The sequence below is a fragment of the Sodalis sp. RH20 genome (assembly GCF_047324205.1).
GTDB lineage: Bacteria > Pseudomonadota > Gammaproteobacteria > Enterobacterales > Enterobacteriaceae > Acerihabitans.
Genome location: NZ_CP178733.1, coordinates 3019129 through 3037246 on the forward strand (window position 1 = coordinate 3019129; position 18118 = coordinate 3037246).

At 57.0% G+C, this 18118-nt stretch carries 11 protein-coding genes; 5 read left to right on the plus strand and 6 right to left on the minus strand.

Annotation, left to right across the window (positions count from 1 at the left end):
* Window positions 1-36: 36 nt before the first annotated feature.
* The 4 genes from rpsA to serC form a co-directional block, all read right to left on the minus strand.
* Complete coding sequence (gene rpsA, locus ACL2XM_RS13965; protein ID WP_410015901.1) at window positions 37-1719, minus strand: 30S ribosomal protein S1; 1683 nt, start codon at window positions 1717-1719, stop codon at window positions 37-39.
* Window positions 1720-1830: 111 nt separating this feature from the next.
* Entirely contained in the window at window positions 1831-2514 is a 684-nt protein-coding gene (gene cmk / locus ACL2XM_RS13970; RefSeq protein ID WP_410015902.1) for a (d)CMP kinase, read from the minus strand.
* A gap of 182 nt (window positions 2515-2696) precedes the next feature.
* A complete protein-coding gene (aroA, locus tag ACL2XM_RS13975) occupies window positions 2697-3986 on the minus strand; it encodes a 3-phosphoshikimate 1-carboxyvinyltransferase (protein ID WP_413731109.1) in 1290 nt (429 codons plus the stop codon).
* Between the two features lie 243 nt (window positions 3987-4229).
* Window positions 4230-5315: a 3-phosphoserine/phosphohydroxythreonine transaminase gene (gene serC / locus ACL2XM_RS13980; protein ID WP_413731110.1), complete on the minus strand. Its 1086-nt coding sequence runs from the start codon at window positions 5313-5315 to the stop codon at window positions 4230-4232.
* A 247-nt stretch (window positions 5316-5562) separates the two neighbouring features.
* Between serC and ycaO the strand changes: the two genes are divergently transcribed.
* From ycaO to ACL2XM_RS14005, 5 genes are all read left to right on the plus strand, one after another.
* Window positions 5563-7326 carry a 30S ribosomal protein S12 methylthiotransferase accessory factor YcaO gene (ycaO, locus tag ACL2XM_RS13985; protein ID WP_413731111.1) on the plus strand — a complete coding sequence of 588 codons (1764 nt, stop codon included), beginning with the start codon at window positions 5563-5565 and terminating at the stop codon, window positions 7324-7326.
* A 528-nt stretch (window positions 7327-7854) separates the two neighbouring features.
* Entirely contained in the window at window positions 7855-8712 is an 858-nt protein-coding gene (gene focA, locus ACL2XM_RS13990; RefSeq protein ID WP_410015906.1) for a formate transporter FocA, read from the plus strand.
* 62 nt (window positions 8713-8774) lie between these two features.
* Window positions 8775-11057, plus strand: coding sequence for a formate C-acetyltransferase (gene pflB / locus ACL2XM_RS13995; RefSeq protein ID WP_413722383.1), 2283 nt, complete (start codon window positions 8775-8777; stop codon window positions 11055-11057).
* Window positions 11058-11139: 82 nt separating this feature from the next.
* On the plus strand, window positions 11140-11880 hold the full coding sequence (gene pflA / locus ACL2XM_RS14000; RefSeq protein ID WP_410015908.1) for a pyruvate formate lyase 1-activating protein: 741 nt from the start codon (window positions 11140-11142) through the stop codon (window positions 11878-11880).
* A gap of 311 nt (window positions 11881-12191) precedes the next feature.
* The gene (locus tag ACL2XM_RS14005) at window positions 12192-13937 is read left to right on the plus strand and encodes an ABC transporter ATP-binding protein/permease (protein ID WP_413722382.1); all 1746 of its coding nucleotides are present in this window, start codon (window positions 12192-12194) and stop codon (window positions 13935-13937) included.
* Between the two features lie 1377 nt (window positions 13938-15314).
* On the opposite strand, the gene ACL2XM_RS14010 is transcribed toward ACL2XM_RS14005, so the two are convergent.
* Together ACL2XM_RS14010 and serS are read right to left on the minus strand one after the other, a co-directional pair.
* Window positions 15315-16460 (minus strand): MFS transporter, encoded by a 1146-nt coding sequence (locus ACL2XM_RS14010; RefSeq protein ID WP_413731112.1) that lies wholly within the window; start codon window positions 16458-16460, stop codon window positions 15315-15317.
* A 325-nt stretch (window positions 16461-16785) separates the two neighbouring features.
* On the minus strand, window positions 16786-18078 hold the full coding sequence (serS, locus tag ACL2XM_RS14015; protein WP_410015912.1) for a serine--tRNA ligase: 1293 nt from the start codon (window positions 18076-18078) through the stop codon (window positions 16786-16788).
* Window positions 18079-18118: the final 40 nt, after the last annotated feature.

The window sequence follows — 18118 nt, forward strand, 5'->3', positions numbered from 1 at the left end:
CCGTCCAGGAGCGGCCGTCTCGCCGCTCCCCCATTATTATTCGCCTTTAGCTGCCTTGAACGCTTCAGCCATTGCACTGGAGAAATTGCTGGTATCTTCCTGCTTGTTGGTGCTGTTCACAGTGGCGATAGCATCTTTCTCATCAGCTTCATCCTTAGCACGAACGGACAGGCTGACAACGCGGTTTTTACGATCAACGCCGGTGAATTTAGCTTCAACGTCGTCGCCCACGTTCAGGACCAGGGTAGCGTCTTCAATGCGGTCACGCGATGCTTCGGAAGCACGCAGGTAACCTTCAACGCCGCCAGCTAATTCAACTGTAGCACCTTTAGCGTCAACTGCAGTGACTTTACCGGTAACAATGGTACCTTTCTTGTTCAAAGACAGGTAGTTATTAAACGGATCTTCAGCCAGTTGCTTCACGCCCAGTGAAATACGTTCGCGTTCTGCGTCAACCTGCAGGACCACGGCCGCGATTTCGTCGCCTTTCTTGTATTCGCGCACGGCTTCTTCGCCGGCAACATTCCAGGAGATGTCGGACAGATGAACCAGGCCGTCGATGCCGCCGTCCAGGCCGATGAAGATACCAAAGTCAGTGATTGACTTGATCTTGCCTTCGACGCGGTCACCCTTATTATGGGTTTCGGCGAACTGCTGCCATGGGTTGGCTTTGCACTGCTTGAGACCCAGGGAGATACGGCGACGTTCTTCGTCGATATCCAGAACCATGACTTCAACCACGTCGCCCACGTTAACAACCTTGGACGGATGGATGTTTTTGTTGGTCCAATCCATTTCGGAAACGTGAACCAGGCCTTCAACGCCTTCTTCGATTTCAACGAAGCAGCCGTAATCGGTCAGGTTGGTCACGCGGCCGGTGAGGCGGGTGCCTTCCGGGTAACGTTTGGCGATAGCCACCCACGGATCTTCGCCGAGCTGTTTCAGGCCCAGGGAAACACGGGTACGTTCACGGTCGAATTTCAGGACCTTAACGGTAATTTCATCGCCGACATTGACGATTTCGCTCGGATGCTTAACACGCTTCCAGGCCATATCGGTAATATGCAGCAAGCCATCGACGCCGCCCAGATCGACAAACGCGCCATAGTCGGTAAGGTTCTTGACGATACCCTTAACTTCCATGCCTTCCTGCAGGTTTTCCAGCAGCTGATCGCGTTCCGCACTGTTTTCGGACTCGATCACCGCGCGACGGGAAACCACCACGTTGTTACGTTTCTGGTCCAGCTTGATAACTTTAAACTCAAGCTCTTTGCCTTCCAGATGCAGGGTATCGCGTACCGGACGCACGTCAACCAACGAACCCGGCAGGAACGCACGGATGCCGTTCAGTTCGACGGTGAAACCGCCCTTCACTTTGCCGTTGATGATGCCGGTAACGGTCGCGGCTTCTTCGTAGGCTTTTTCCAGCATCAGCCAGGCTTCATGGCGCTTGGCTTTTTCGCGAGACAGCAGGGTCTCACCGAAACCGTCTTCCACCGCGTCAAGCGCGACGTCGACCTGATCGCCAACCTTGATTTCCAGCTCGCCCTGAGCATTTTTAAACTGCTCGATAGGAATAGCGGATTCGGATTTCAGACCGGCGTCAACCAGTACGACATCTTTATCGATGGAAACAACGGTACCGCGCACGATGGAACCGGGACGGGTTTCGATTTCTTTCAGGGATTCTTCAAAGAGTTGAGCAAAAGATTCTGTCATATTTGATAATCTTCAGGTGTTTTTGATTAACGTCCATCCGGCATCCTGCTCGATGGGGTTGTTTTACACGCCCTATTGCCAATCCCTGCAACGGGGTAGTTGTTTCCAAGGCTACGACAACGCCAGTATACGCCGTGAATGCGCCAATGCCTGAGCTATCACTTCATCGATAGTCATGCGGGTGGAATCCAGTACCAGAGCATCTGATGCCGGAACCAGCGGCGCCACCGGGCGGTTCCTGTCGCGTTCGTCCCTTTCCTTTATCTCGGATAAAAGGCGTTCAAAGTTAACACTAAAGCCCTTTTCCTGCAACTGCCGCATGCGGCGGTGCGCTCTTTCTTCCGAGGACGCGTCGAGAAAAATCTTCACCGGCGCCTCGGCAAACACCACGGTGCCCATATCCCGGCCGTCGGCAATCAGGCCCGGCGCCTCGCGGAATGCCCGCTGCCGACGCAGCAGGGCCTCGCGCACCCGGGGAAACGCGGCAATCTTGGAGGCGGTATTGCCCACCTCCTCGTTACGGATTTCACCGCTGACATCCTCGCCCTCGAGGATGATTTCCAGCTCGCCCGCCTGTACCTTGAAGCGTACGTCGAGATGCGCCGCCAGCGGCACCAGCGCTTCCTCCGCGTTGATATCGACCTGGTGGTGCAACGCCGCCAGGGCCAGGACGCGGTAAATGGCCCCCGAATCCAGCAGATGCCACCCTAATGCTTCCGCCAATGCTTTACACAGCGTGCCTTTCCCTGCACCGCTCGGTCCGTCGATGGTGATCACCGGGACTACTGCTGTCATTGTTTTCTCCTCTCAGCGGTTTGATTCTGGTTCCATAAATAATGAATTTACTATGATGCATTATACGCATCATAAGGAATAACGGTTACCCTTCGGCGTCAGGATCGTGAAATTAAGACACCGCGCGCGCGTTTTCATTCACCGGCGCGCCGCACGGCCGGTGAATAAACGGGAAAAGCGGGTTACGCCAGGGTGCTGATGGCGGCCAACTGGCGGAAATAATCGGGGAAGGTTTTATTGGTGCACTTCGGATCGCGGATAGTCACCGGGGTATCGGACAACGCCACCAGGGAGAAGCACATCGCCATACGGTGATCGTTATAGGTGTCGATCGCGGCGGATATCAGCCTGGCCGGCGGCGTGATGGCGATATAGTCCTCGCCCTCCACCACGCCGGCGCCCACTTTGCGCAGCTCGGTGGCCATGGCCGCCAGCCGGTCGGTTTCCTTGACGCGCCAGTTGTAGATATTGCGCAGGGTGGTGGTGCCGCCGTCGGCGAACAGGGCGGTGGTGGCGATGGTCATGGCGGCGTCGGGAATATGGTTCATGTCCATATCGATGGCGTGCAGCCCGCCCCGGCGGCATTCGATAAAATCATCGCCCCAGCGGATGGTGGCGCCCATGCGCTCCAGCACATCGGCGAAGCGGATATCGCCCTGCACGCTGTTTTTGCCGATACCGGTAACCCGCACCGTGCCGCCGCGGATGGCCGCCGCCGCCAGGAAATAAGACGCGGACGAGGCATCGCCCTCCACCAGATACTCGCCCGGCGAGCGATACCTCTGGCCGCCTTGCAGGTAAAACACCCGGTAGTCGTCATGGCGCGCCTGTATGCCAAAGGTTTTCATCAACGCCAGGGTGATATCAATATACGGCTTGGAAACCAGCTCGCCTTTGATGCGGATGGTGGTATCCCCGGCGGCCAGCGGCGCCGTCATCAGCAGGGCGGTGAGAAACTGGCTGGACACGCTGCCGTCGACGGTAATATCGCCGCCGCGAAAACCGCCGCGCAAACGCAACGGCGGGTAATTTTCCTGCTCCAGGTAATCCACCTCCGCGCCGCCCTGGCGCAGGGCATCCACCAGATGGCCGATGGGACGCTCTTTCATGCGCGGCTCGCCGGTCAGGGTAATGTCATGCCGGCCCAGGCACAGCACGGCTGCCAGGGGCCGCATGGCGGTGCCGGCGTTGCCGAGAAACAGCGACAGCGGCGCCGGCGCGGTCAGGGCCTGCCCCCGGCCATCGATCTCGCATGTCCTGCGATCGTCGCTTAACCGGCAGACGACCCCGAGCGCGGCCAGGGCATCGAGCATATGGCGCACATCGTCGCTGTCGAGCAGATTGGTCAGGCGGGTGGTGCCGTCGGCCAGCGCCGCCAGCAACAGCGCCCGGTTCGAAACGCTTTTCGAGCCGGGAAGATTAATGGTGCCATCGACAAGTGCCACCGGTTGTAGGGTCAGGGATTCCAGCATGTGAAGCGCGTTCTCCAGCAAAAACAAAAACTCAGGCGATTGTAAACCCGCACAACAGCGTGAAGCGGGGGTAATAGGCAAGGAGGGCAAAGCGCGGCGCGCCGGGAACGCCTTAAAATAACGCACAGGCGTTGACCCGCAGGGCGGATCTCACGGATGAGAGCCGCAACGGCGCGCCGGAGTTTCCAAGGCGGTATTTACCGCGGCTTAACGACCCGGCCCCTCCTGCCCGTCAGTACGGAGTTAGCCATGGCGCCGGGCGAATCCATCCATAAAGGTCACCAGCGCCTCGACGCCCGCCAGGGGCATGGCATTATACAGGGAAGCGCGCATCCCGCCCACGACGCGATGGCCTTTCAGCGCGTGCAGCCCCGCCGCGACGGATTCATCCAGGAACAGTTTATCCAGCGCCGCATCCGCCAGTAAAAAGGGCACGTTCATGCGCGAACGGTTGGCCGGGGCGACATCGTTGCGGTAGAAATCGCTTTGGTCGATGTAATGATACAATGTATCCGCCTTGGCCTGGTTGCGTTTGTCCATTTCCACCAGCCCGCCCTGCGCCTTCAGCCATTTAAATACCAGGCCGGACAGGTACCAGGCAAAGGTGGGCGGCGTATTGAACATGGAGTCATTCTCCGCCAGCACCTTATAATCCAGCACCGACGGCAGCTCGCGCCGCGCCTTGCCCAGCAGGTCGTCACGCACAATCACCAGCGTCAGGCCCGCCGGGCCGATATTCTTCTGCGCGCCGGCATAGATCACGCCAAAACGGCTGACATCCAGGGGACGGGACAAAATAGTGGAGGAATAATCGGCGACGACCACTTTATCGCCGAAATCAGGCAATTCATCAATCGCCAGGCCGTCGATGGTTTCGTTCGGACAGTAATGCACGTAGGCGCCGTCGGCGGATAAGTTCCATTCGCGCATGGGCTTGATCGCGCGCAGGCCGTCAATCCGTGTTTTGACGTCGATAACCTTCGGGTCACAATATTTCTGCGCTTCGCTTATGGCGCTGTGCGCCCAGTAGCCGCCGTCGATATAGTCGGCGCTGGCGCTGTCGCCCAACAGATTGAGCGGCACCGCGGCAAACTGAGCCCGCGCGCCGCCGTGGCAGAACAGCACCTTATAATGGTCCGGAATACTCAGCAGCTCGCGTAGATCCTGTTCGGACTCCCGGGCCACCTCGATAAATTCCTTACTGCGATGGCTTATCTCCATCACCGACGTACCCAGACCGTGCCAGTTGCACAGTTCCTGCTCCGCGCGCCGCAAGACTTCCACCGGTATCATTGCCGGACCGGCGCTAAAATTAAACACCTGATTCATTTCCATCCACCACGTTGGCCAAAAAATTCGTTAATACTCATTCTATCGTTTTTATCACTCGCATCGGGGCGTCGCAACGGTTATTGCTTATCGGGCGTAATTTCAGCGCCGCCACCCGCACCCGGTCTTAACGGCGCCAGGGCGGATAAAACTGGCCGCTGCCGCGCTCACGATCGGGGGAATACATGGAGGCACGGCAGAAAACACCGTATTATGCGCCTTTCAAGACAATAAAAAGAGAACCTGCATGTCACAAACATTTATTCCCGGTAAAGACGCCGCCCTAGAAGACTCCATCGCCCGCTTTTACCAGCAGCTCGGCGCGCTGGGATTTAATATCGAAGAGGCTTCCTGGCTCAATCCCGTGCCGCACGTGTGGTCGGTGCATATCCGCGATCGCGACTGTCCGCTGTGTTTTACCAACGGTAAGGGCGCCAGTAAAAAAGCCGCCCTGGCGTCGGCGCTGGGCGAGTATTTCGAGCGGTTGTCCACCAACTATTTTTTTGCCGATTTTTATCTTGGCGCCAGTATCGCCAATGACGGGTTCGTGCATTATCCCAACGAGAAATGGTTCGCGCTGCCCGCCGATGGCCGTTTGCCGTCGGGTATCCTCGACGATGGCCTGCGGGCATTTTACGATCCGCAGCAGGAACTGACCGCGCCCGCGCTGGTCGACCTGCAATCAGGCAATGCCGCGCGCGGCATCTGCGCCCTGCCGTTTGAGCGTCAGTCTGACCGGCAGACGGTGTATATCCCGGTGAACATCATCGGCAACCTGTATGTCTCCAACGGCATGTCGGCGGGCAATACCGCCAATGAAGCCCGGGTGCAGGCATTGTCGGAAGTGTTCGAGCGCCATATAAAGAACCGGATTATCGCCGAGTCCATAAGCCTGCCGGCTATCCCGCCGGCGGTAATGGCCCGCTATCCCGGCGTGATCGAGGCCATCGCCCGCCTGGAAGAGGAGGGCTTCCCGATTTTCGCCTATGACGCGTCGCTGGGCGGGCTGTATCCGGTGATGTGCGTGGTATTGTTTAATCCCGCCAACGGCACCTGCTTTGCCTCGTTTGGCGCGCATCCGGACTTCGGCGTGGCGCTGGAACGCACGGTAACCGAATTGTTGCAGGGCCGCAGCCTGAAAGACCTGGATGTGTTCACGCCGCCGACCTTTGACGACGAGGAAGTGGCGGAGCAGACCAATCTGGAAACCCATTTTATCGACTCCAGCGGCCTGATTTCCTGGGATCTGTTTAAGCAGGATGCTGATTACGACTTTGCCGACTGGGACTTCAGCGGCAGCACCGGCGACGAATTCACCACCCTGATGGCCATTTTCCAGCGCCTGCACGCCGAAGTCTATATCGCCGATTACGAGCATTTGGATGTGTATGCCTGCCGCATCCTGGTGCCCGGGATGTCGGATATCTATCCGGTTGAAGACTTGCTGTTGGCCAATAACACCATGGCCGCCCATCTGCGCGCCACCCTGACCAGCCTGCCCGGCAGCCGCTGGCCGAAGCAGCGCTACCTGGCGCTGATAGAGCAGCTGGACGACGAAGGGCTGGACGATTTCACCCGCGTCCGGGAACTGCTGGGGCTGGCGACCGGCAGGGATAACGGCTGGTTTACCCTGCGCGTGGGCGAACTGAAGGTGATGCTGGCGCTGGCGGGCGGCGACCTGGAGCAGGCGCTGATGTGGACCGAATGGACCAGGGACTTCAATGCATCGGTTTTTACGCCGGAACGCGAAAATTTTTACCGCTGCCTGCATAGCCTGCTGTTGCTGACCCAGGAACCGGACCGCGAGCTGGGGCAGTATGTTGCCGCCTTTGCGCGCATGTACGGCCAGGCCACGCTTGAGCGCGCGCAGGCGGCGCTTAAGGGCGAAAACTGTTTTTACGGCTTATTCGATATCGACAGCGACCTGCACGCCCTGCCCACCCACCGCGCCCTGCTTGCCGCCTATGAAAAGCTGCAGGCGGCCAAACGCCGCTATTGGCGCCCGGCATAAGGTTACGCCGGCGCGCCGCTGCAAACCGCCGATCCGCCGCGCCGGGACGGTGAACATCCCGGCATCACATGCACGACCGTCGGGCACCGCGCCCGGCGGCCATGACGACGGCCCGCCGTGCCCGTGGGCCACAAGATAACCCTGCATTTTTTGTGCCTTGCGCGTATAGTAGAGCCATAAATAGGAAGCCGCGATGAAGATAACAGCGCGGTTATTGACGTTTCCTTTTTAGCGTCATTGTTTCAGGAAAGTAAAATCCGGCAAAATAATAGGTCCGGATGAAACAAATTACCCACATTAATGGCTATTTCATAACGCGTCAAAATGTACAAAAAATGTGGTCTTCAAATCTTTATGTAATAATTAAAATTTATTTTTTCTATATTTATCAAATATTTGAAATAAATGAGACGTCTTATCTTGCCTGTCAAGGGGGATTAAGTTTGGGCCATTATGATCTATATCAATTTTTGCTCTATACTCGTTTGTTAGAATTAGGTCGTTAATTAATCCAACGAGAGAGTTTGTGTGAAGTCTGACAACCCTTTTGACCTGAAATTACCCGATGCCATGGCGAAAGTTGCTGAAGAGGCGGGCGTCTATAAAGCAACCAAGCAACCGTCAAAAACGTTTTTTCTGGCCATTACCGCCGGCGTTTTTATTTCCATAGCCTTCGCGTTCTATATTACAGCTACCACCGGTGCCGGCACCATGCCTTACGGCATCTCCAAGCTTATCGGCGGTATATGCTTTTCGTTGGGATTAATGTTGGTGGTGGTTTGCGGCGCCGACCTGTTCACCTCCACGGTGCTCATCATGGTGGCGAAAGCCAGCGGACGCATCACCTGGGGACAGCTGGTTCGCAACTGGATCAACGTCTACATCGGCAACCTGTTCGGCGCGTTGTTTTTCGTCGCCCTGATTTGGTTCTCCGGTGAGCATATGGTGGCAAACGGCGCGTGGGGCCTTAACGTTTTGCAAACCGCCGATCATAAAATGCACCATACTTTTATCGAAGCGGTATGTCTGGGGATCCTGGCTAATCTGATGGTCTGCCTGGCGGTGTGGATGAGTTATTCCGGCCGCAGCCTGACGGATAAAATGTTCGCCATGATTTTCCCGGTCGCGATGTTCGTTGCCAGCGGTTTTGAGCATAGCATCGCCAATATGTTTATGATCCCGCTGGGCATCGTTATCAAGAATTTCGCAGCGCCGGAATTCTGGCAGGCCGTTGGGATGGCACCAGAACAGTTTTCACACCTGACCATTAGCAACTTTATCATCGATAATCTGATACCGGTTACCATCGGCAACATTATCGGCGGGGGGTTACTGGTAGGGTTGACGTACTGGATGATTTATCTGCGCGGTGGGAACAAGCATTAACCTGTTTGTCTCGCATCGTAAAGCCGGGTTTCAAGAAATCCACATTAGAAGGTAGGTATACAATGACCGATCTGAACACAAAACTAGCCACTGCTTGGGAAGGTTTTAGCAAAGGCGACTGGCAGAATGAAGTCAATGTTCGTGACTTTATCCAGAAAAACTATACCCCCTATGAAGGCAACGAAGCCTTCCTGGCAGGTGCTACTCCCGCCACCACGGAACTGTGGGGCAAGGTTATGGAAGGCATCAAAACCGAAAACCGCACCCATGCGCCGGTTGATTTTGATACGGATGTTGCCTCTACCATTACCTCCCATGACGCCGGTTATATCGCCAAGGGCCTGGAAAAAATCGTCGGCCTGCAAACCGACGCGCCGTTGAAACGCGGCCTGATTCCGTTCGGCGGCATCAAGATGGTTGAAAGCTCCTGCAAAGCGTATGACCGCGAGCTGGATCCGGAAATCAAGAAAATCTTTACCGAATACCGCAAGACCCATAACCAGGGTGTGTTCGATGTCTATACTCCGGACATCCTGAAATGCCGTAAAACCGGGGCCCTGACGGGTCTGCCCGATGCCTACGGCCGTGGCCGCATCATCGGCGACTACCGTCGTATCGCCCTGTACGGCATCGACTTCCTGATGAAAGATAAATTCGCCCAGTTCACCTCTTTGCAAAGCAAAATGGAAAACGGCGAAGATCTGGAAGCGACTATCCGTCTGCGTGAAGAAATCGCCGAACAACATCGCGCCCTGGCGCAAATCAAGGAAATGGCCGCCAAATACGGTTGCGACATCTCCGTTCCGGCAACCACCGCGCAGGAAGCCGTGCAGTGGACCTACTTCGGCTATCTGGCCGCGGTGAAATCCCAGAACGGCGCCGCCATGTCCTTCGGCCGTACCTCGACGTTCCTTGATATCTTTATCGAACGCGACCTGAAAGCCGGCAAAATCACTGAAGAACAAGCACAGGAACTGATTGACCACCTGGTCATGAAACTGCGTATGGTCCGTTTCCTGCGTACCCCGGAATATGACGAACTGTTCTCCGGCGACCCGATTTGGGCCACCGAATCCCTGGGCGGCATGGGCGTTGACGGCCGTACCCTGGTTTCCAAGACCAGCTTCCGTTTCCTGAATACCCTGTACACCATGGGACCGGCTCCTGAACCGAACATGACCATCCTGTGGTCGGAAAAACTGCCGATCAGCTGGAAGAAATTCACCGCCAAGGTGTCTATCGATACGTCTTCCGTACAGTATGAAAACGATGACCTGATGCGTCCCGATTTCAACAACGACGATTACGCTATCGCCTGTTGCGTCAGCCCGATGGTTGTCGGTAAACAAATGCAGTTCTTCGGCGCCCGCGCCAACCTGGCCAAAATGGTGCTGTACGCAATCAACGGCGGCATGGACGAAAAAGCCAAAATCCAGGTCGGCCCTAAAACCGCGCCAATCATGGATGCCGTACTGGACTATGATACCGTGCTGAGCAGCATGGACCACTTCATGGACTGGCTGGCTAAACAGTACGTCACCGCGCTGAACGTCATTCACTATATGCATGACAAGTACAGCTACGAAGCCGCGCTGATGGCGCTGCATGACCGCGACGTATACCGTACCATGGCCTGTGGTATCGCCGGCTTGTCCGTTGCCGCCGACTCACTGTCCGCCATCAAGTACGCCAAGGTTAAGCCTATCCGTGATGCCGAAGGCATGGCCGTTGACTTTGATATCGAAGGCGAATATCCGCAGTTCGGTAACAATGACTCACGCGTCGATGATATCGCCTGCGACCTGGTGGAACGTTTCATGAAGAAAATTCAGAAACTGCCGACCTACCGTAACGCGGTACCGACCCAGTCCATCCTGACCATCACCTCGAACGTGGTTTATGGTAAGAAGACCGGTAATACCCCTGATGGACGTCGTTCAGGCGCGCCGTTCGGACCGGGCGCCAACCCGATGCACGGCCGTGACCAGAAAGGCGCCGTCGCCTCGTTGACCTCGGTTGCCAAACTGCCGTTTGCCTATGCGAAAGACGGTATTTCCTACACCTTCTCCATCGTGCCTAAAGCATTGGGTAAAGATGAAGATGTGCGCAGGGCCAACCTGGCGGGCCTGATGGACGGTTATTTCCATCATGAAGCCGGCGTTGAAGGCGGTCAGCATCTGAACGTGAACGTGATGAACCGTGAAATGCTGGTGCAAGCCATGGAACATCCGGAAGACTACCCTAACCTGACCATCCGTGTGTCCGGCTATGCGGTACGCTTCAATTCATTGACCAAAGAACAGCAGAAGGACGTCATTACCCGTACCTTCACCGCGTCAATGTAATTTCCCTCACCGTCTGAAAAGGCGTAAAATAAAGGCTCCACGAAAGTGGGGCCTTTTTTAATCAAATGGAGAAAACCCCGCAATGTCAGTACTTGGTCGCATCCATTCGTTTGAATCCTGTGGTACCGTCGACGGCCCCGGCATCCGTTTCATCATTTTTTTCCAGGGCTGCCTGATGCGCTGTCTCTACTGTCATAACCGCGACACCTGGGATACCCATGCCGGCAAGGAAATCACGGTTGAAGAAATCATGAAGGAAACGGTGACCTACCGTCATTTCATGAACGCGTCCGGCGGCGGCGTTACCGCGTCCGGCGGTGAAGCCATACTGCAGGCGGAATTTGTGCGCGACTGGTTTCGCGCCTGCCATGCCGAAGGCATTACCACCTGCCTGGATACCAATGGCTATGTCCGGCGCTACGATCCGGTCATTGACGAACTGCTGGACGTCACCGACCTGGTCATGCTGGATATCAAGGAAATGAACGACGATATCCATCAAAACCTGGTGGGCGTGTCCAACCACCGCACGCTGGATTTTGCGCGCTACTTGCAAAAAATCAACAAGCGTACCTGGCTCCGTTATGTGGTGGTGCCGGGATGGTCGGACGACGATAAATCCGTGCATATGCTGGGCGAGTTCACCAAGGACATGGCCAATATCGAAAAAATCGAGCTGCTGCCCTACCATGAGCTGGGTAAGCATAAATGGATTGCCATGGGTGAAGAGTACAAGCTCGACGGCGTTAAGCCGCCCTCTACGGAAATCATGGAACGCGTGAAGAATATCCTGGCCGGCTATGGCCATAAAGTGATGTACTGATGATGTCCCCCATTGCCCCCGGGGGATATGATCGACCACGCATTCACGGCCGGCCGGGATGATACCCGGTCATTCATCCCAAATCCCGCCCCCGCCCCTCTTGTTCCGGTATCGCTCCGGGCCACGCCGTTTCGCGGCGCCGGTGATATCCCGCATAAGACGCCTGGTATAACCGGGCTGTGTAAGGTCTTCTTTTTTCACGACAGGAGTTGTTACACCTTTAGGTGCTAAACAGGCTCATTATTTTTAGAGAACTGGGAGCCTATGCCGTATTATTGCCTTTTTGAACAATTGAAAACGATACGTTAACTATGAAAGCTTCACCCATTAAAGCTGCGGGCTGGCGGGAAATCTGGCAGTTGATTAAGCCGTTTTGGCGTTCCGAGGAAAAATGGCGCGCCTGGGGTATGCTGGCGGTGATTATTATCCTCTCATTGTCCACGGTGTATATCAGCGTACTGTTCAATGAATGGAACCGGGTATTTTATGACGCGTTGCAAAATAAAAATTTTGCGGTGTTCAAAAGCCAGCTGATCAGGTTCACTTGGCTGGCATTGTTATTTATCCTGATCTCCATCTATAAAATTTACCTCACCCAGGGCCTGCAAATGTATTGGCGGCGCTGGATGACGCGGCAATATATGGCGAAATGGCTGCATCATCATGCCTATTACCATACCGAGCAACAGCAGACGGTCGATAACCCGGATCAGCGTATCGCCGAAGACCTGAACGCGCTGACCAGCGGCACCCTGTCGCTGGCCCTGGGTTTGCTCTCAAGCGTGGTGACTTTTGTTTCTTTTATTTCCATTTTATGGTCGGTGAGCGGACCGCTGTCGTTTACCCTGAGCGGGCATCTGTTTACCGTGCCGGGGTATATGGTGTGGTTCGCCATATTATATGCCGGGCTGGGATCGCTGCTGATTTGGTATGTAGGCAGACCGCTGGTGCGTTTGGGTTTCCAACAGGAAAAATTTGAGGCTAATTTCCGGTTTGGCCTGATTCGTATTCGCGAAAATAATGATGCCATTGCCCTTTACCAGGGCGAACCCCGGGAAGCGAACCTGCTGGACAACAAGTTCGAAGCCATCCGCGCCAACTGGTGGTCCATTATGCGCGTTAGCCGGCGGCTGAATGTGGCCAGCAATTTCTATGGTCAGTTTGCCATTATTTTCCCGATCCTGGTGGCGGCGCCGCGTTATTTTTCCGGTGCCATCCAGCTTGGCACGCTGATGCAGATTTCATCGGCGTTTGGTGAAATACAGGGCGCGCTGTCATGGTTTATCGACGCGTTTAATCAGTTGGCCAACTGGAAAGCCTGTATTAACCGGTTGGCGGGGTTTAACGCCGCGGTGGAGCGTCACAGCAGCCAGAAGACGGCCATTACGCGCGACGACGCCACGGATACCGCCCTGGCGCTGACCGGCCTGAGTTTAACCATCCCCTCGGGTCGTGTCCTGTTCCACGACGCCACGCAAGCCATCGCCCCGGGCGAACGGGTGCTGATCGCCGGCCCCTCCGGCTGCGGCAAGTCCACCCTGCTGCGGGCTATTGCCGGCATCTGGCCGTATGGCGCCGGGAATATCAGCCTGCAGGCGGGCAAAAAAGTGCTGTTTTTACCGCAGCGCAGCTATATCCCTATCGGTAACCTGCTCGAAGCGCTGTGTTATCCGGAAGCGCCGGATCACTTTACAGAAGATCATATGCGCGCGATGCTGGACCTGTGTCGTCTGGGTCATTTGCAACCCATGCTGCACCAGCAGGCCAACTGGAGCCACTGGCTATCGCCGGGCGAGCAGCAGCGGCTGGCGTTTGCCCGCGCGCTGCTGATTAAACCGGATATCCTGTTTCTGGATGAGGCAACCAGCGCGCTGGATGATGAAAACGAACAGTTGATGTACCGCCTGCTGACGGAGCGGCTTCCGGGGATCACCCTGATAAGCGTCGCCCACCGTAACAGCGTTGCCCGTTATCATACCCGGTGCTGGCGGTTCGAGCGCGGCGAGGATATGGACAGCGCGGTGCTTAACCTGAGTCCGCTGCCGCGGAGCAGCTAATTGACCGGGCCCAAACCGGGGCCTTGCGTCGGTTGGCGCACCGGCCGCCTTGATGGGGCGCTACGCTCGGGGATTGGGTATGTTGGGTTGTTTAACGCTGGGCTGGTGAGGGGATGTCGCGGCGGCGGGGTGGTGTGTGTCACGGGGTGAGGTGGTGTGTGTCACGGGGTGAGGTTTTCGCTTGCTTTAGTTTGAGGGGGCTATGTATTGCCTGGCGCCGGCAAGCGACCAGAGGGACCGTACGCACGGTCCCTCTGGACTCCCTGGCGTCCGGCAGATCGTGCGCCGCTGCGCGGTTCCCGGCAGCGCCCATCCCGGCTTTGGGACCGCACGGGACGCGCTCCCGGCGCGGCCCTTAGCTTTCGCCGCTCCCGGCGGCTCATCCCGCCGTGATGCTCGCCGCCGGCGCACTTTATGCCGGCACAACGTCAACACCATCGTCTGTAGGTAAAACAACGTGTTAGGGTACTTAGCGGTATGCGCTTACCGGGAAAAACATCACATTTATTTTAGGTCGGAGACTACCGGCTTGTAGGTGAAGGTTGGTGCTTGGTGGTTGGTGGCTGGTGGCTGGTGGTTGGTGGTTGGTGGTTGGTGGCTGGTGGCTGGTGGCTGGTGGCTGGTGGCTGGTGGCTGAAAGTGTAATGCTTACTGTTAAAACTTAGAGCTTAATATTGAATGATAAACACGTTGCTGCCTTAATATATGCCTGCCTGACCGATAAGTGTACCTCTGTACGACCTGCTTTTCGCAGCGCCAGCGGCATGCCACACCCATTGCATCCCATAATGGTCAATCCTATCCCGACGCCGGTCCTGTCCCAAGCAACAGCGCCGCAGCCACTTCATAAAACGCATGGCCAACAGCGACATGTGGACCGGCATAAAGCGCGCTGACGTCGCCTGTGCCCCCGGCATGAGCCGCCGGGAGCGGCGAAAGGCCCGGTTGCGCCGGGAGCGCATACCGGGCCGGTGCATTACGGGGGCATGGGCGGCGGAAGGCATCGCGCAGCGACGCGCGACCTGCCGGGCGCGCGGAGGTCAAGGAGGCCGTCGCGGTACGGCCTCTTTGTCGCTTGCCGGCGCCCGGCGCTACATATAACCACCTAACGCACGGCAAGCGAAACCCACTCCGGCGTATCATACGCCGCCCCACAAGCCCCAAACGAAACCCACGCCGCGATAACTTACACCGCCCCGCAAGCCCCCAGCGAAACTCACGCCGCGATAACATACACCGCCCCGCAAGCCCCCAGCGAAACCCACTCCGCGGCAACATACGCCTCCCCGCCAGCCGCCGCCGCGGCAAACCGCCTACCACGACCAAAACGCACCGGTTGACCGCAACCGCAAGACCCCAACCGGGGCCCTGTTTTATTCAGGCCGTCGCCACCGGGGTTTGATGATGATCCGGTTTGCGCAACAGCATTGCCAGATAAACCAGCGCCACCAGCGCAATCATAACGAACAGCACGCGGTCGGAGTAGCGTTGCATCAGTAATGCCGTGGCGCTCGGCCCCAGCAGGCTGCCGACCGTATAGCTCAGCAGCAGCGCCTGGTTCATCGCCACCAGCTCATCCGGGCTGACCTTTTCACAGGCCCAGGACATCGCCACCGGATAAAGGGTAAAACCCGAACAGCCCAGCAGGAACAACGCCGGCGCCATGGCCGCGTGACTGAGCATCGACAGGCTGCCGATAATGACCATAAACACCTGTACCCGCAAAATCATCAGGCGGCCGTAGCGATCCGCCAGCCGGCCGATAGGCCACTGGCCGAGAATACCCGCGCTGACCAGCAGCGCCATCCAGTATCCCACGCTGCCGTCGCTGAGCCCCTGATGGGAAAGATAAAGCGGCAGCAGGCCATACAGCGACCCCAGCACCACGCCCGAGATGATGCAGCCGTTGATCCCCAAGCGGGCGTTGCGACGCCGCAGCATCGGCCAGATGGCGATCCGGGGGGCATCCATGCCCTGCCCCTCGATGCGGTTGCACAATAACGGCAACACCGCCGCAATCATCAACGTGGTCGCCCAGGGCAATACCGATATCAATGCGGTGGAGACGCCGCTGAGCAGCAGTTGGCCGATCACCGTGCCCATATAATACACCATCATATACGCTGCCAGCAGTTGCCCGCGGGTATGGGGGGTGCCGCTGCGCATCAGGGCACTTTCCACCACCACCCAGATCAGCGCGCAGGCGATGCCGGCCACGAACCGGAACAGCACCCAGGTGCCAAAACCGATGGAAAGGCCCAGCCCCAGTGTCGCGACGGCAAACAGCAGGCATGAATACTGATAACTGCGGTTGAAACCCACCGCTTTAATCAATGCTCCCGCCAGCAGGGTCCCCACGAGGTTACCGCTAAAATAGGAAGAGCCGACCAGCCCGATTTGCCAGGTGGGCATGGCTTCGTGGGACAGCCACAGCGGCACCAGGGTATTTAATACCGCGATGGAAATGGTCAACGACAGCAACCCGGTGAGTAGCATTACCACCGGGCGGGAATAGACGGACATGATGAATAAACCGGACTCAACGCGCAGGAATTGGGCGCATCATGCCACTATGGTAAAAAAAGTCAATCAGGCGAAATAAGCGCCAGCATTTTTTGATAGTGTTCAGGCAATTAGCGGCCACATGACGCAGCTGACGCCAACATCGCATACTTCATCCGGGATAAAAATCAGGGTACCGAACGTAGGGTTGCCCTGTTAAAGGGAGAGCGTGCCAATGGGGTTGAATCGGGCGTGGTATTTTCGCCCGACCGAGGCCCCATGGCGCGGTAAGCCCGCTGACGCCGCACCTGCACTTGACGTGTTAAAGGGAGAACGCCAGTGGTGATTAGCCGATATGGGTCAGGCCGTTCATATACGGCGCCAGCGCCGCCGGGATTTCAATGCGCCCGTCGGCCAACTGGTAGTTTTCCATTACCGCCACCAGGGTGCGCCCCACCGCCAGGCCGGAGCCATTCAGGGTATGCACCAGGCGTGGTTTTTTATCTTCTTTGGCGCGGTAGCGCGCCTGCATGCGCCGCGCCTGGAAATCGCCCATATTCGAGCAGGAGGAAATTTCCCGGTAGGTATTCTGCGCCGGCAGCCAGACTTCCAGATCGTAGGTCTTGCTCGAGCCAAAGCCCATGTCGCCGGTGCACAGCAGGATCTTGCGGTAAGGCAGGTTCAGCAGTTGCAGCACCTTCTCCGCATGGCCGGTCAGTTCCTCCAGCGCGCGCATGGAATCTTCCGGTTTCACCACCTGGACCAGCTCGACTTTGTCAAACTGGTGCATACGGATCAACCCGCGCGTATCGCGGCCGTAGGAGCCGGCCTCGGAACGAAAGCACGGGGTATGGGCCGTCATCTTCAGCGGCAGTTGGTCTTCTTCCAGGATTTCGTCGCGCACCAGGTTGGTCAGCGGGACTTCCGCCGTGGGGATCAGGGCATAGGCGCTGGTGTCGGCTTCTTCGCTCAGGGGCTGGGTATGGAATAAATCCCCGGCGAATTTCGGCAATTGGCCGGTACCGAACAGCGATGCGTGGTTTACCAGATAAGGAACATAATTTTCCTGGTAGCCGTGCTGCTCGGTATGCAAATCGAGCATAAATTGCGTCAGCGCGCGATGCAGGCGGGCAATCTGCCCTTTCATCACCACAAAACGCGCGCCGGTCAACTTGACGGCCGCGGCGAAATCCAGCCCGCCGGCCATTTCCCCCAGGGAAACATGGTCGCGCACGTCGAAATCATAGCGGCGCGGTTCGCCCCAGCGGCTGATTTCTTCGTTTTCGGTTTCATCCTTACCAGAGGGAACGCGGTCGTCCGGAATATTAGGCAGCGACAGCGCCACGTCGCGGATGGCGGCTTGCAAAATATCCAGTTCGGATTTGGCCGCCTCGAGGCGATCGCTCAATCCGTTGACTTCCTGGCGCAATGGCTCGATATCCTCGCCACGGGCTTTCGCCGCGCCGATCAGTTTGGAGCGGGAATTACGCTCGGCCTGCAATGTTTCGGTTTCGACCTGCAGTACCTTGCGCCGCTCTTCGTGTTTACGCAGCGTATCGACATCCAGGGTAAAATTTCTGCGAGCCAGTTTCTCGGCAACTGCGTCTAGCTCATTGCGCAGCAGATTGGGATCGAGCATGCTAGTCCTGTGCTTATTGTTATCAGATTGATGTATATGA